Annotated in this window: 13 protein-coding genes; 8 read left to right on the top strand and 5 right to left on the bottom strand. The window is 27.9% G+C overall.

What is annotated here, in order from left to right; genetic code table 11:
• The first annotated feature begins 238 nt into the window (after positions 1 to 238).
• Entirely contained in the window at positions 239 to 1,027 is a 789-nt protein-coding gene (locus tag CLTEP_RS03245) for a lantibiotic immunity ABC transporter MutG family permease subunit (protein ID WP_066822546.1), read from the top strand.
• 115 nt (positions 1,028 to 1,142) lie between these two features.
• Here CLTEP_RS03245 and trhA read toward each other — a convergent pair whose 3' ends face one another.
• On the bottom strand, positions 1,143 to 1,793 hold the full coding sequence (trhA, locus tag CLTEP_RS03240; RefSeq protein WP_066822543.1) for a PAQR family membrane homeostasis protein TrhA: 651 nt from the start codon (positions 1,791 to 1,793) through the stop codon (positions 1,143 to 1,145).
• 278 nt (positions 1,794 to 2,071) lie between these two features.
• On the opposite strand from trhA, the gene CLTEP_RS03235 reads away from it, so the two are divergent.
• Entirely contained in the window at positions 2,072 to 2,593 is a 522-nt protein-coding gene (locus CLTEP_RS03235; RefSeq protein ID WP_066822541.1) for a hypothetical protein, read from the top strand.
• A gap of 546 nt (positions 2,594 to 3,139) precedes the next feature.
• Here the strand turns inward: CLTEP_RS03235 and CLTEP_RS03230 are convergent.
• Positions 3,140 to 3,955, bottom strand: a complete 816-nt coding sequence (locus CLTEP_RS03230) for a sugar nucleotide-binding protein (RefSeq protein WP_066822539.1) — start codon at positions 3,953 to 3,955, stop codon at positions 3,140 to 3,142.
• A 179-nt stretch (positions 3,956 to 4,134) separates the two neighbouring features.
• Positions 4,135 to 4,458 carry an SdpI family protein gene (locus CLTEP_RS15555; protein ID WP_084364592.1) on the bottom strand — a complete coding sequence of 108 codons (324 nt, stop codon included), beginning with the start codon at positions 4,456 to 4,458 and terminating at the stop codon, positions 4,135 to 4,137.
• Positions 4,459 to 4,893: 435 nt separating this feature from the next.
• On the opposite strand from CLTEP_RS15555, the gene CLTEP_RS03225 reads away from it, so the two are divergent.
• From CLTEP_RS03225 to CLTEP_RS03215, 3 genes are all read left to right on the top strand, one after another.
• Positions 4,894 to 5,667 (top strand): S-methyl-5'-thioinosine phosphorylase, encoded by a 774-nt coding sequence (locus tag CLTEP_RS03225; protein ID WP_066822537.1) that lies wholly within the window; start codon positions 4,894 to 4,896, stop codon positions 5,665 to 5,667.
• A 481-nt stretch (positions 5,668 to 6,148) separates the two neighbouring features.
• Positions 6,149 to 6,871 (top strand): glycerophosphodiester phosphodiesterase, encoded by a 723-nt coding sequence (locus CLTEP_RS03220; protein ID WP_066822534.1) that lies wholly within the window; start codon positions 6,149 to 6,151, stop codon positions 6,869 to 6,871.
• A gap of 2 nt (positions 6,872 to 6,873) precedes the next feature.
• Positions 6,874 to 8,067 carry an SLC45 family MFS transporter gene (locus tag CLTEP_RS03215; RefSeq protein ID WP_084364590.1) on the top strand — a complete coding sequence of 398 codons (1,194 nt, stop codon included), beginning with the start codon at positions 6,874 to 6,876 and terminating at the stop codon, positions 8,065 to 8,067.
• Positions 8,068 to 8,268: 201 nt separating this feature from the next.
• On the opposite strand, the gene CLTEP_RS03210 is transcribed toward CLTEP_RS03215, so the two are convergent.
• Positions 8,269 to 9,075: a hypothetical protein gene (locus tag CLTEP_RS03210; protein ID WP_066822531.1), complete on the bottom strand. Its 807-nt coding sequence runs from the start codon at positions 9,073 to 9,075 to the stop codon at positions 8,269 to 8,271.
• A gap of 176 nt (positions 9,076 to 9,251) precedes the next feature.
• Between CLTEP_RS03210 and CLTEP_RS03205 the strand changes: the two genes are divergently transcribed.
• Positions 9,252 to 10,727 (top strand): hypothetical protein, encoded by a 1,476-nt coding sequence (locus tag CLTEP_RS03205; RefSeq protein WP_066822528.1) that lies wholly within the window; start codon positions 9,252 to 9,254, stop codon positions 10,725 to 10,727.
• Positions 10,728 to 10,786: 59 nt separating this feature from the next.
• A complete protein-coding gene (locus CLTEP_RS03200; protein WP_066822526.1) occupies positions 10,787 to 12,424 on the top strand; it encodes a DNRLRE domain-containing protein in 1,638 nt (545 codons plus the stop codon).
• Positions 12,425 to 12,592: 168 nt separating this feature from the next.
• Here CLTEP_RS03200 and CLTEP_RS03195 read toward each other — a convergent pair whose 3' ends face one another.
• On the bottom strand, positions 12,593 to 13,984 hold the full coding sequence (locus CLTEP_RS03195) for a hypothetical protein (RefSeq protein ID WP_066822522.1): 1,392 nt from the start codon (positions 13,982 to 13,984) through the stop codon (positions 12,593 to 12,595).
• 174 nt (positions 13,985 to 14,158) lie between these two features.
• On the opposite strand from CLTEP_RS03195, the gene CLTEP_RS03190 reads away from it, so the two are divergent.
• Positions 14,159 to 15,034: a DMT family transporter gene (locus CLTEP_RS03190; RefSeq protein ID WP_066822572.1), complete on the top strand. Its 876-nt coding sequence runs from the start codon at positions 14,159 to 14,161 to the stop codon at positions 15,032 to 15,034.
• The last annotated feature ends 27 nt before the right edge of the window (positions 15,035 to 15,061 follow it).

The following is a 15,061-nucleotide window of genomic DNA, read 5'->3' as shown; positions in this document are numbered from 1 at the left end:
ATTGCCTAAGTACACCTAGTAGGAAAGGCTTAGGTGATTAAAATATTTTGAGGAATGGGTAACTCCCATAATCTTGTAGGACTCTATTGGGATAATTGAACAATAGTGGCAAGACGAGATTTAGCAATGCTATCCTAGTGGTTGAATCCTGTGATACCACCATCTTATTAGTCCTATAAGGTGAAAAATTTAGACAGGTAAGATTGTCTAAATTTTAGAAATCAGGCTCGCTGAAATTATGTTTTTAATAAGAACTATGATATCAGAGTGGATGAAAACTAAGAGGACTGTTTTTAGATATGTAGTATTATTAGTTCCTATATTATTTTCAATGTTGATATTGGCTTACATATCTGTTTATAAAATTGATTATACTTTTCAAATTAAAGTATATGGAACTTATTTTTCAACAATTGGTATGGGTTTGACTATGATGGCAGGAATTTTAACAGCTCTCAATATTATAGTAGAGGATTCTGCTGGAGAATTTAGAAGATTATTATTGGTTCCTTTATCAAGAAATACAATATATTTAGGTAAATTATTTATGATAATTTTAGTTACCATAGTGGATATGTTTGTATCTGTGGGAGTTTTGTTATTAGGTATAAAAATCCTTTATCCAACAGCAAATATTCAATATGGAGTATTTTTAGAAGGAACATTTTTTACAATATTGGGCTCATTATTTTTATATGGGTTATACTTAATTATCAGTATAAATTTTGGTGTTGGGTCTACAATATCTCTAGCAGTAGGGGGTGCTGTACTAGGGGCGATTTTGCAAACAGGCATGGGGGACAGGGTATGGCAATTTGTTCCTTGGGCTTGGTCTGGAAGAATTGGTACTATGCCTGTATACACTCTTAAAGGTTTCTCAAAGTTTAAAAATGTAAATGGAAATTTTTTGAAAAGTATATTTGAAAAAGAAATGATTAAAGGCATACCTATAGCTATTGTATCCTTTTTGATTATATGTGTCATTGGAGTAATGTGGTTTAAAAGGTGGGAAGGAAGAAAGTATTGAAATAGTAGAGAATATGATTATCAATCTCCCACTTTTATAAGTAGGAGATTGAAGTTTTTTTGAAGTTTTTGCTTTAGCAAAACGAGTTTATTTTTCTTTGCTTAGTACGTTGTGTCTAAATTATATATCTAATAACCATCCAGTAGTGACAAAAGCTACCTATTAGTACAAATATATGAAAAATTTCATGAAAACCGAATATTTTCGATTTGATTTTGGGCCATTTTGTTGCATATATGATGCCACCAATAGTGTATGCAATTCCACCAGCAAATAACCAAACAATTCCACCTAAAGTTGCTTTTTTTGAGAGTGGAGATATTAAAAATACTGCTAACCATCCCATTACTATATAAAATAATGTAGATAACCACCTTGGTGCATTAAACCAAACCATTTTAAGAATAATTCCTAGTATAGCAAGTGTCCAAATACTTATGAATACTATCCATCTTAAATTACCGTCTAAAAGTATTAAACATATAGGGGTATATGTTCCAGCTATTAAAACATAAATCATCGAATGATCTAGTTTTCTAAGAATATATATAACTTTTTCAGAAGATACTATTAAATGGTATATAGAACTTGCACTGTATAAAGCAATCATGCTAATTCCAAATATAATTATAGCTATTAGCGATAGTTTGGGGAAATTAGTAATTGAGTTTGCATAGACTAATAATATTACTAGCCCTATTATTGAAACAAATGAACCAAATAAATGGCTAAATCCACTAGCCGGTTCTCTAAATTTTGATGTCATATAAAATCACTCCTATTCAATCGTAATATAACAATACATAGTTTTAAAAACTACTTGTTGTTATATTGTTATTATATCATATAATATTATTTCTGTTAACCCCAATATTTATTCATGCATTAAATGAGCAAAAATCATTACAATGTCTAAGCCACAATAAGTAACTTAAATTTATAAATTCAATTACAAAAAAAGTAAATTAAATGTTTGACTCTAATATTAAGAAATAATATAATTAATGTGTAGTACAGTAAAATACTACATAATAAGGTAAAACAATGAAAAAAATAATTTCTATAGGTCTTATTGTTTTTATTTTTGTTTGCTCGTTTATTGTAATAAGGTATAACAACCCAAAAATTAGGGCTGTTAAAAATTTTCTAGATACATTTTATACAGTTTCAGACATAAGCAATTTTGATTTAAGAAAATATCAAATATGCTATCCTAAAAATAAATTTGATAATAGATTAAGAGAACTTACAACAGAAGACGCTTTCAATGAACTGATATGTGATAGATTATCTTTATTGAATGTGATGGCAGGATATAATATTAAATTTAATACTTCTATAAAGAACTTATCTATTAAAAAGTGTAGTGAAGAGGATAATGGTACAGTATATGATTATAGTTTAGATTTGTATCTTAAATATGTTGATGAAAAGAAAACCGTTAAAGAAAATATAAGAGGGCAATTAACTGTATCTAAAATAGAAGTAAATGGATCAAAAAAATGGTTAATCTCTAAAATTAATAAACTTCCAATACCAAAATCTTTTTCATCTAAAAATAAATAGATTTATTAAACTTTTTTTCAGTATCATTATTTGGTATAATTGTATTCATGGAGAACATTCCTTTCTTGGTTTTTGTTTGTTGTGATTCAATTATACCAAATAAGGGGATGTTCTTCTATTTTTTTATAATTAGTTGATAGATAATTAATATCAGAATGTGGAAGTCTCCCATCTTCTATAAGTGGGAGATGGATAACACCATTTTTGAAAGGGTTCAATGCCCTTTAAAAAATGCACTCCACTTGATATAATGAAAATATAAAAGTTCTTATAAAACTGAATATATAAGGTTGTGGTAAGAAAAAGCTTTACCACGTAAAATATTCAAGCACACGCCCTGCACCAAAAGAGCGAAAACCAAGCCTTGACGTTGGTGCAGTCCGAACTATTACAATCGTCTAAGACGGTGGTTTCTTGCCAGGAAATAAAACTGGTATTATATCGAGGTCGGTGCGACCTTTTGAGCTTGGGTAAACTTGGCACGTTGGTGCTATTGACCAAGAAACTCCCACTTCAACGAAGTAAGTGGCGAGTAGTTCACATCATCTATATATTACTAAATATCTTTCCTAGTAACCCTACACATTTCGATGTATTTAGTGATAAATCTAGAGCCTCACTAATTACGTTACTTTTAATTAAACTGCTATTTAAATTTAGTTTATAAGCTATTTTTCTATAATAATCATAATAACTTTCTTTTTTCTCAGGACCTAGATGAATAATTCCTTTATAATCAAGTTTAATCAATTTTATTATTGCAGTTGCTAACTCATCTACTTTTACAAAAGTATTATATAAATTTTTTGTTCTTACAATTTCTTCTTGATGTTCATTCTTTTTAATCAGTTCAGATATCCTTTTATCCCACTTTCCACTTATATCTTGTCCATAAATAGCACCTGGTCTAATAATAATCGAATTATAATGCTGCTGAACTAACTTCTCTCCATATATTTTTGCATTTGCATATAAATCTAATGGTTCACTAGTATTTTTATATTTAGGTTCGTCATCTTCGCTATAGTAACCTTTGCTAAGATTTCCGCGAAAAACAGCATTAGTTGATATGAAAATTAGCTTCTGTTTGGGTGATAAATATTTTAAGATATTATTCAAGCCTCTATCAATTAAATCTTTTTCATTTTCTCTACTCATTAGACTCCATAAAATAATATCTGGTTTAAATTCAAATAGTATAGATTTAATTTTCTCATCAATAGTTACATCAAGTTTTATAAAATCATCACTATTATTTGACTGAAAACAAGTTCCTAATACATTAAAATCAGATTCGGATTTCATTCTATAAAAAACTTTACTTCCTAAAAATCCACTTGCTCCTAAAATTAAAACTTTCATATTTTATTTTCCTCCCTACATAGATAGTGTAAAATATTTACACTATCTAGCCTCCTTAATCGTATTCCTTATTCGTCATAATGAATGAAAAACCTTTTTCTTTACAAAAATTTGGTTGTTTTAAGATAGAACCAATTTTATTTATAATTACCCACTTTAGCATTAAAAGAAGGAGGAGTTTAATTTTCTTTATAAATTTTATATGAATATACACAAGAAACTATCCCAGATAATATTAAGATACTTAGCATTACTACAGTAGACAATATGCCTTTTATAAGAAACGATTGAATAATAATAATCAACCCAGAAATAATGAAACAAACTCCACCAAATCTATTAGATTTAGACCATAATAAATCATTTTTTAAGCTCCACTTATTTCGAACTCCAATTATAGAATTACGCTTACATTTAGGTAAATAATTTCCAATGATAATTAAAATAATTCCAACAATTATATTTGTTATTAAATTAATGTCGATTATATTTTTAAGAGTCATAATAGTATTAAGGCTAGTATACAAAAAATAAAACTGAATGACACTAAATATTATAATAGAAGACACTGCACAAATAAAAACAAATTTAAAGTTGTTTTTTAGAATCTTTAAGTGATAAGATAATAAAGTATCTAAAGAAATTGTTAAATCACATCTTTTTCAAATGCAATTTATGTATTATAATTTATAGTGTAGTTATTTTTTTCAAATATCTCATAAAGTATTTGAGTGATTAAATTAAATGAATTGAGTTAGGCATTTGAAAGAAAATAACAAGTCAAAGATGCGACGTATATTTTGTGAAATACAAAGAGTTGGGTTCCGCTGATAGTAGGTCCTATCAACGGGTTCCGACGATGAAGTAGTTCGCAAAATAGACTAGCATACTGACTAGTTATTTTTTTGAAAATGCCTTATACAGAGAAGAGGGATAGCATGTTTTTAAAGGCGATTATTGGGGGAACTGGTGTATATGATATTGCGGAAAATGTGATGGGCAAAGAAATTGATACAGAATATGGTAAGGCATATGTGGATATTGTAAAAATCAATGGAGAAGAAATAGTTTTTTTAGCTAGACATGGAAAAGAACATTCAGTACCTCCGCATTTGATAAATTATAGAGCTAATATAAAAGCATTAGAAAAGCTAGGAGTTAAATATATTTATGCGACTGCAGCAGTTGGTTCATGTAATCCGCGATTCAATGTTGGAGATGTTGTAGTGATAAAAGACTTTCTTGATTTTACAAAGTCTAGAGTTACAACATTTTATGAAGGTGGGAAGTCAGGTGTGGTACATACTGATATGAGTGATCCATACTGCATCAATTTAAGAAAAAGATTTTATGAAGAGGCACAAAAAGTAGGTTTAAATATTAAAGGTGATGGAGTATATGTTTGTACAGAAGGTCCAAGATTTGAAAGTGCTGCTGAAATAAAATTTTATAGTATGATTGGTGGAGATGTTGTTGGAATGACAAATGTACCAGAGGTAGTACTAGCAAAGGAAATGGGGATGTGCTATGCTGCGGTTGGTATTGTAACTAATCTATGCACAGGTATAGAAGAAAATGCTATGGTGCTTCACGATATTCAAAATGCAGTAGGTGATAATAAAGAAAAAGTCATGAATGTATTTTTAAATGTTTTTAAAGAAAAAATTGATCAAGAACATTGCAGATGTAGTAAATCAACTATGAGATTATAGAGAAAATGCCTTAGAAGCTAAGGCATTTTTTTTAGCATTTCTATAAAATTAGAAATTTCTTATTTCACTATATTTTTTTATATCAGAAATTGGTATACACATAAAACCCTCCACAATAATTTTATAACAACATAGTCAATTCTACCATAAAATGTGTTTATAATGAAATTGAAATTTACACATTCCAAATTATTTCAAGTAATACAATTTTATGATAAAATAGTTAGTATACAAGTATAATAAGGTATTTGAAAGAAAATAACAAGTCAAAGATACGACGTATATTTTGTGAAATACGAAGAGTTGGGTTCCGCTGATAGTAGGTTCTATCAACGGGTTCCAACGATGAAGTAGTTCGCAAAATAGACTAGCATACTGACTAGTTATTTTTTTGAAAATGCCTAACCTATATTTACTTGATTAAAGAGCAGGAGTGTTAAAAAAGTATAAGTCTTATAAAACAAATAGGAGGGAAATTATTATGATTATAAATTATGCACATAGAGGTGCAAGTGGAACTTATCCAGAGAATACAATGTTATCATTTGAAAAAGCTTTTGAGCTTGGAGCTTCAGGAATCGAAACTGATGTACAGATGACAAGTGATGGTGTATTGGTTTTGATACATGATGAAAGAGTAGATAGAACTACAGATAGAATAGGATTTGTCAAAGATTATACGTACAATGATATTAGAAAACTTGATGCAGGTTCATGGTTATCAGATGAATTTCAGAATCAAAGAATTCCATCTTTTGAGGAATTATTGATTTTCATGAAAGGAAATAACTTATTTTTAAATTTGGAACTAAAAAGTAATATAATTCAGTACCCTTATATTGAAAAGAAAGTTATAGAAACAATTTATAAGTATGATATGGCAGATAGGACGATATTATCAAGTTTTAATCATTATTCTATGGTTAAGTGCAAAGAAATAGATAAAAATATTAAAATAGGACTTTTATATATGTCAGGATTATATAGACCTGAGCATTATGCTAAATTTGTTGGAGCAGAAGCTCTTCATCCTTATTTCTATTCATTAAATGAGGAAATAATTAGAGGTATTAAAAGTGAAGGTATATTAATTAATACATTTACTGTTAATGATGAAAAATATATGGAAATGTTTATTGATTCAGGTATTGATGGTATCATTACCAATTATCCAGAAAAATTATATAAATTGTTGGGGGTATAATAGTGAAAAAAACTAATTATATAAAAACTTTTTTATTGGGATTTGGATTTTTTGCAATTAGCTTAACTTGGACTGTATACAATGCTTTTGTTCCATTATTGTTAAAAAGATTTATAACAAGTGCGGCATTAATTGGATTTATTATGACATTTGATAATTACTTTGCACTAATCATGCAGCCAGCAATTGGAAATTGGAGTGATAGAATAAATACTAAGTTTGGTAGAAGAATGCCATTTGTATTGATTGGTATGCCACTTGCAACAATATTTATTATATTAATGCCGAATTATAGTGGATTAGCCACATTGATTATTTTCCTACTTTTTATGAATTTATCTATGAGTATTTTTAGAGCACCTGTAATTTCACTTATGCCTGATATTACACCTAAAAAAGATAGGAGTATGGCAAACAGTATTATTAATTTCATGGGAGGAATAGGTGCAGTTGCTGCAACGCTGGTAGGAGCTATTTTATGGAGTAAAAATAACAAGTATCCATTTTATATGGCAGCTGTGCTTATGGTATTATCGCTTATAGTATTGTTTGTATTCATAAAAGAAAAAAATGATGTTATTGATTATGAAGCAATCAATGATGGTAAAAAACTAAATTTAATTGAAGATATAGGATTATTATTTAAAAATAGAGATGCTTTTTTGCTTTTGCTTGCCATATGCAGTTGGTTCATAGCTTATCAAGGAGTTCAATCTATTTTTACGTTATATGCCAAGAGTTATATTGGAGTATCTGAGGGGACTGCTGCTATGACATTAACATTCTTTTCTGTAGCTTTCTTGCTCTTTGCTATTCCAGCAGGTATTCTAGGAACAAAGCTAGGAAAGAGAAAAACTATATTAATAGGAATTACGGGCATGGTACTAGTATTTATTTTGTTGTCACTTACAAAATCTATAACAACGATAAGAATGTTATTCATTGTAGGAGGAATGTTTTGGTCTGCTGTAAATATAAATTCTTATCCATTCATAGCAGATATGGCTCCTGACGGTAATATAGGTACTTATACAGGCTTTTATTATTTCTTTTCTTCAGTTGCAGCAATAGTATCACCACCATTAGTTGGTTTGTTTATGGATTTAATAAGTTATAAGGTATTGTTTATATATAGTGCTGTATTTTATTTTGTAGCATTAATATTTATTCTGCTAATAAAGAATAAAGGTAAGTGATTTTGTTAATATTGAACATGGAAATGCAAGGTATCTCTTTTGAAATTCAAGATATGTAAATCATTCTGTTATAATATTGAATATTGCTTAATGTAGAAAACTGTTGTTGCAGGATATCGTAAGTAAGTTATTACTCCACCATGCTAAAAAAACGAATATAAGTGAATATACCCCAGAGAAATATTCTCTAGGGTATAAGTATTATACTGGAGGTTGAGGTGTGAATGCGTCAAAGTCGATATCTGGATAGAAATCATTTCCAAGAGGAGTATAGTCCTCGCAAGGGCAAGTTGTGCAAGGTTGAGTACAAATATTAGCTTCTTCATAGAAATTATATGATGGAACTAAAAGTTGTACAGTAAGTTCAGATTTAAACAATAATGCATAGCAAATTGCCATTTCAACAGCGTAATCTTCAAAAGTACTTCCTTGAGCATCTGTTCTTTCAACCTTTTTAAATCTTACAGCTCTTTTTTCTAAGAGCATAACAAGCTTGATTTTGAGTTCATCAAGGCATGAGTTACCTTCTTGACTGCATGATATTGCTGATATTTCTGAATTGTGATCAGGACAATTAAGTAATGCGCTGTCTGTTCTTATAAGTTCAAATTTTACACTTCTTATTGGATAATCAGTTTCAGAAGTTTTTACGTCTGCCCAAAATGTTATTTTGTATTCTACTGTAACATTTTTAGGATAATCTTTGTGAGGGCAACTAGCATCTTCTGTTGACATGCTTAATATCTTAAGTTGCTTATCTCTTATTCCGAGTAATTCAAATGTTCCTCCAGTTATTGGAGTACCATAATCTCCAAAGTAAGCTATTAATTGAGGATCTGGTTCTCCATCAGAACCTTCGGGTGGTGCTGGAAAATCTGGATGGTATAAACATTTATTTACTCTGCATTGATCATACACAACTGGAGTTTCAATAGCGACAACCTCATCAAATGGTTCAAATTCTTCGCCTTCTTTAAGTTTATATGGGCGTGTAGGCCATATAGCCATATATATACCTCCTTATTAAATGATGTTTTTTACACATTAAATATTGCTGCGTTTTAGTGTATTAACATAATTTTGTTTACAATATATATTATGAAATTGAAAGGAAATTGTGAGAATATTAGTGTAATTATTAAAATATAATTTTATAAGGAGTATATTTTAAAGGTGATGAGGGAATGAAAAATAATAATTGGTTGTTAAAAGATAATAGCAATAATATTTGGAATTTTTATGTGGATAATGAACATAATCTTATATTTTCTATAAGAAAAGATGGAAGGTGGATTGATAACAAATTTATTGATAGAAATGTAATAGAATTTTACGTAGATATTGATTGCAATAATGATATTCATGTGATATACATATGTGATGATAAATTAAAATACTGTATCATAAGAGATAAGAAATTAACTATTAATACAATTTATGATTCTAAAAATAGTAATTATATAATGAAAGAAATCAAATTGGTAATTGTTGATAATGTGGTTCATATTTTTTGTCTTATTCCTAATGCAAAAGCAAATAATGAATTTATATTGATGAATTATGTATGGGATAGAAAAAATGTTAAAAAATATCCAGTGTGCTCTATTAAAAAGGAAAGTTACTGTAACAATTATTATGATGTAGAATTATTTGATGAAAAATATGTATATGTTTTTTATAATGACGAAAATAATATTTATTCAAAGCACTATATGGGTGGCAAATGGGGTGAGGCAGAAAAGGTTATAGATATTAATAAAAATATCAGGGAATACAGTATAACTTCTAATAAAAATATTTTTAATTTGCTTATTGTAAATAATTTTTTAGGTAAGTATGAATTGATTAATGTGCAGCTAAATGAATACTTTAATGTAATATCTAAAATGGAATATATAAGTGAATACAATATAGATAATACTACTGCTATAATTGAAAACAATGAAGTTTATTTGTTTTGGACAGAAAACGGTAATCTTATGATATCGAATACTGCTGATAAAAATATAATACCTAGAATCATGTCAAATACTGATGGCTTGATTATATATAATTTTATTGTTTCGTGTGAGCATAACATAGGGGGTAATAAGATATATGGAATATATCCTCCGGATAAACTATTTTTGCCAAGTGATATATATGATTTTGATGATAATGCAGAGCACGAAAATCAACATTATAGCGTTGATAATACACTAAATTTGAGGGATAAAAATGTTTTTTGTAAGAATGAAAATCAACATTATAACATTGATAATGTTGATGTTGAAAAATTGCATAGCGAACTTTTAAAAGTTAGTAAATTGAGGGACGATATTGAAAATGAGTTGCATAAGATAAGTACAAATATTCAGGATGATAAGAGTTTCATTGATGAACTGAGTAATAAATTACAGATATTACTAGAAAAGAAAGTTAAACTTTCATTAGGAAGCAAAATCGTAGGAATAGATGATTTCTTTGATTATGAATCATATAAAAATGAATTGAATAATAAAATCAGTAAATTAGAGGAAGAAAACGAAATATTGAAAAGTGAACTATTAAAGGAAAAAGAGTACAGAGAAAACGAAATAGAAATGCTAAAAAAGAAAATTGAAAGTGAACATGATTATTTTGAAAATAAAAGAAAAGGTATTTTTAGAAGGATATTTTAATTTATGGACAAAACATCTTCAAAAAGCATATTAATATTGTAGGAAGTAAGATTCCTAATATGCTTAAGGAGATGATGGATTTGATATTACAATTAAATCCTGTGCAGGATGCGTCGATATATCAAGGTTTTCCAGATGAGAGCTATGGAAGTTCTACTTCATTGTTTATAGGACAATATTCGGGTATGTTTACAGTTTTTAGAACGCTATTAAAGTTTGAATTACCGAGTATACTAAATGATGTTACTATAAACAGTGCTAAATTAAAACTGTATGTTTATAGAAAAGATGCTTCAGGGGTTCAACCTGCTGAAATATATCAATATAATCAGGATTTTGATGAGAGTGTTACGTGGAATGAAGCTCAAACTGCTTCAAAAACTTTAATAAAAACAATAAATATTTCTGGTACTGGTCATTTGGATATAGATGTTTTGGATATAATAACTAGCTGGCTTAATGATACTTCACTGTATAGATGTATTGAAATTTACGGTGTTGAAGATTCTAATGCATTGATAGGTTTTAGAAGTTCAGAGTATAGTGATTTAGATATGGTACCAGTAATTGAAATCGATTATTCTGATGCTTCTACAACAATTGATTCTATAACTAGTGGAAACTATAATATTAACACGGCAAATACGATTTTGCTTGGGCAAAAATTTTCAACAACATTTGGTATTGAAAACAAAGGTGATTTAAATTCAGGATTAGCAATTGCACAGATAAGCGATTATCCAACTGCTCCACCAAGTGTTCAATGGATGGATGATGATGTAGTTGAAATTGCACCAGGTGAAAGGAAGGTATTAACGACAATAGCAGCAAGAAAAGCAGATAGAGTTGCTATAATCAGTACTAAAATACGTTCGCTTTGTAAAGCAATAGATTCTACGGCATCACCACCTACTTCTTGGGATTACGATATGAAGGACAATTTAATAGTAAATACGAATGAAGATGTTGCAACAGAAAATTATAGTAATCAAACAGCTTTGCAGTGGAATCAAGATCCAGCTGCTACCTTTAATATAGATGATGAAGGTGTAATTCATGTGCAATCGAGTGATATATCTTCAGGAAGTCCTAAATCAGCTGAAATTCAAACGACAACTAAAAATGTAGACACTTTAAGTTATATTCCATTTGATTTAGATTTAATTGATATAAATGATGCTACGAATTTAGATGCTTATCTATTATCGGATAAAATAGCTAATGTTGATGGAATTGTGAGCAGCAGTGATATTACGGTGGATACTACTGTAACACCTATAGAGGTTGTTTTTAGGACACAATATACAACATTCACTTCATCAAATGCTAATGTAAAAGTAGATGGATATATTGAAACAGATGAATCTATGGCAGGTTTGAAAGCAAATGTTTATTATCATGATGGAACAACTACAACCTATTCATTGATAGCTTCAAATGTGGATTTAGGAACTGTAGGTGTTAGTGATAAAAAGATTTATATTTCTCAAATATCACCTGCTGGTTTGATTGCATTAGGTGCACAAAGCGGAAAAACCGATTATTTTAAATTTGAAATCACTAGAAGTTCAGGTACTGTTACAGATTACAATATAGTTCAGAGAGATATTGCTGGACCAGTGGATGCTAGTACTGGTTTAATTGATGACAATAAAGAAAAGATACTTGCAGAAAATAGTGAATCATTAACGGTTTAATATACTGTATTTGAAAGGCTTATAAAATCGTATAAGATATCTTCAATAAAATGCAGATTTTATAATTTGATAAGGCATATGAAAATAAATAAATAGTTAAGTATACTGGTGTATTATTTATATGAATGTGCCTAAATATAATGTATTAGAGTATTAGAGCGAGGTTATCTATTTGTTAGATAACCTCTTGATTTTGAGTTTTAATATTCTATTTAAGTTATTTAGATTGTTTATTTTTTTACTTTGATAACTTATGATTCTTTCAAGGGTTTTTATATAAGAGTTTTTAGAATTTATTTCTTCAATAAGAGAATTATTTATTTTACCAAATGTAAGAGTAGAGAAATTATCATCTGAATCGTTATTTTTTTTAAACTTATCATTGAGATTATGATATTTAGTATTGATGTTATTAGTACTATTTATAGTATTGTTATTATCACTATTGATGTTAATGGTATTTTTAATATTATTGTTAGTGCAGATATTAGTGATGATATTTGACTTTTGAGTATATTCACTCATTAATGTTTTTGGCAAATGTTTTAATGTATAGTTCTTCAATATTAATTGATTTGATTTGATTTGAATAAAACAGGAATCATTAGCGTATATATAAGTGCTCTTTAAGCAACTATCTTTTATAGTGTTACTCATGTATTTACATCTGTATATTTTTTTAGATGAATTTTCGAGTGTAAATTTTGATGATATTATTTTTGTGATTGTATCGTATACTTTATACACAATTTTATTTCCTTCAAGCCAAACACAATATAATTTATCATGACTACACATCAAAATAGGATAAAATACATTTGAATTCTTATCAGATATTGCCTGTATGTTAAATTTAGAATTAGTGTTATTTAAATTTTTACTTAGTAAGTATAGAACCATATTTCTATCTACTAATGTTGTATAACAAATTACAATATTATGCTTAGGAGTGATAAGAAAATTAATATTGTAGTAATTGTTAAGTGAAATGTTATCTTCTATAGTTTCAAGAATAAATTTAGTGTTATCAAGCTTTGTTAGTGAATAAACGTTATTTTTTTTAGAATTATAAAAAATATATATGAAGTTTTTATATATGTCAATAAAAAAGGACTTAGGATATTTATTATAGGGTACTGATATTATATTTTTTTTAATACACTGTCCATTTGAAAGAATACAATGATGCATATTTGAAATAAATTTTCTGTTATCATTTGAAATATAAAAAATATGAGGAATATTATTGCACACTATTAGTGTTATATGGTAAATATCATTGATTTCAAGAGGAATATTCAAACATTTTTGATTAATATTTTCATTAGAGTATGTTAAATAATTTAGTTTGAAATCTTCTGTTAAGTATGCAATATGAATTGTGTTATTTTTATCCATAAAAGAGCTATACTCTAGTACTAATTTTGATAATACATTACTGTAAAAGAGTTCTTGTGTTGAATATTTTTCAATAACTAGATTTGTATTATTTATAAAAATTTTAAATATAATGTTTTCGGTTGATCTAAAAATAGTATATTTTTTATTTGAATTGTACATTGTTATTCACCAGCTATTCCTTATATTAATTTATATGATATAGTTTAAGCTAATATAATATTGAATTTTTAAATATTTTAACAAAATACAACTGTAATTGAAGCTATCGTTATTAAATGAATTATGATATCATTGTTTTGGAAAATAAAAACTATGAAGAAGAAGGGATTCAAAATGAAAAAAGGAATTATTTATATTGTTTTAGCAGCTTTCATATTTAGCACTATGGAAGTCGTTGGTAAAATGATTGCAGGAGATTTAAATGCATTTCAAGTAACGTTTTTAAGATTTTTAATTGGATGTGTAGTGTTATTACCACTTACGGTTAATGAGTTGAAGAAAAGATCGATAAAAATAAATAAGGATGATATTATTTATTTTATATTAACCGGTTTGTTATGTATACCTATATCGATGGTTCTTTTGCAGGTATCAGTTGGATATACTAAAGCTTCTACTGCAGCGATTATGTTTAGTACAAATCCTGTTTTTACTATACCATTTGCATATTTTATATTAAAAGAGAGTATACGTAAGGAAAATATTTATTCTATAGCTATAAGTTTGATAGGTATATTATTTATATTTAATCCTTTAAGTATTGGTGGTGGTATTAAAGGAATGCTTATTGCACTTGCATCATCAATAACATTTTCTTTATATACTGTTATAAGTAAAAAAAGAATTGAAAAATACGGTGGAATTATATTTAATTTCTTTACTTTTTTAGTTGGGGATTTAGTTTTGTTAGTAATATTAATTATGTTTAATATACCTATAATTAAGGGTGTAACGGTTTCAAACATGCCTATAATACTTTATTTAGGTATTATTTTAACAGGTTTAGGATATGTAGTTTATATTGCTGCTATAAAAGAAACATCACCTGTTGTGGCTTCAACAGTTTTCTTCATAAAACCTGCATTAGCACCAATAGTATCCGTTATATTGTTGAAGGAAAGCATAACTTTTAATGTGATAATAGGAATAGCATTCATATTGATTGGTTCATATATAGGATTTAGAGGTAAACAGTCTCAAAATATTTAATAAAGGCTTTGTATTGAAAACTATGGT

The organism is Clostridium tepidiprofundi DSM 19306 (assembly GCF_001594005.1).
Classification (GTDB): Bacteria; Bacillota; Clostridia; order Clostridiales; family Clostridiaceae; genus Clostridium_AC; species Clostridium_AC tepidiprofundi.
The sequence above is the reverse complement of the archived record's forward strand: the minus strand, read 5'-3'. Positions and strand labels throughout refer to the sequence as shown.

What these genes read in the sequence shown, in the direction of transcription:
- CLTEP_RS03245 (WP_066822546.1), top strand. Translation starts at nt 239, where the DNA reads ATGTTTTTAATAAGAACTATGATATCAGAGTGGATGAAAACTAAGAGG.
- trhA (WP_066822543.1), bottom strand. Translation starts at nt 1,793, where the DNA reads ATGACATCAAAATTTAGAGAACCGGCTAGTGGATTTAGCCATTTATTT.
- CLTEP_RS03235 (WP_066822541.1), top strand. Translation starts at nt 2,072, where the DNA reads ATGAAAAAAATAATTTCTATAGGTCTTATTGTTTTTATTTTTGTTTGC.
- CLTEP_RS03230 (WP_066822539.1), bottom strand. Translation starts at nt 3,955, where the DNA reads ATGAAAGTTTTAATTTTAGGAGCAAGTGGATTTTTAGGAAGTAAAGTT.
- CLTEP_RS15555 (WP_084364592.1), bottom strand. Translation starts at nt 4,458, where the DNA reads ATGACTCTTAAAAATATAATCGACATTAATTTAATAACAAATATAATT.
- CLTEP_RS03225 (WP_066822537.1), top strand. Translation starts at nt 4,894, where the DNA reads ATGTTTTTAAAGGCGATTATTGGGGGAACTGGTGTATATGATATTGCG.
- CLTEP_RS03220 (WP_066822534.1), top strand. Translation starts at nt 6,149, where the DNA reads ATGATTATAAATTATGCACATAGAGGTGCAAGTGGAACTTATCCAGAG.
- CLTEP_RS03210 (WP_066822531.1), bottom strand. Translation starts at nt 9,075, where the DNA reads ATGGCTATATGGCCTACACGCCCATATAAACTTAAAGAAGGCGAAGAA.
- CLTEP_RS03205 (WP_066822528.1), top strand. Translation starts at nt 9,252, where the DNA reads ATGAAAAATAATAATTGGTTGTTAAAAGATAATAGCAATAATATTTGG.
- CLTEP_RS03200 (WP_066822526.1), top strand. Translation starts at nt 10,787, where the DNA reads ATGCTTAAGGAGATGATGGATTTGATATTACAATTAAATCCTGTGCAG.
- CLTEP_RS03195 (WP_066822522.1), bottom strand. Translation starts at nt 13,984, where the DNA reads ATGTACAATTCAAATAAAAAATATACTATTTTTAGATCAACCGAAAAC.
- CLTEP_RS03190 (WP_066822572.1), top strand. Translation starts at nt 14,159, where the DNA reads ATGAAAAAAGGAATTATTTATATTGTTTTAGCAGCTTTCATATTTAGC.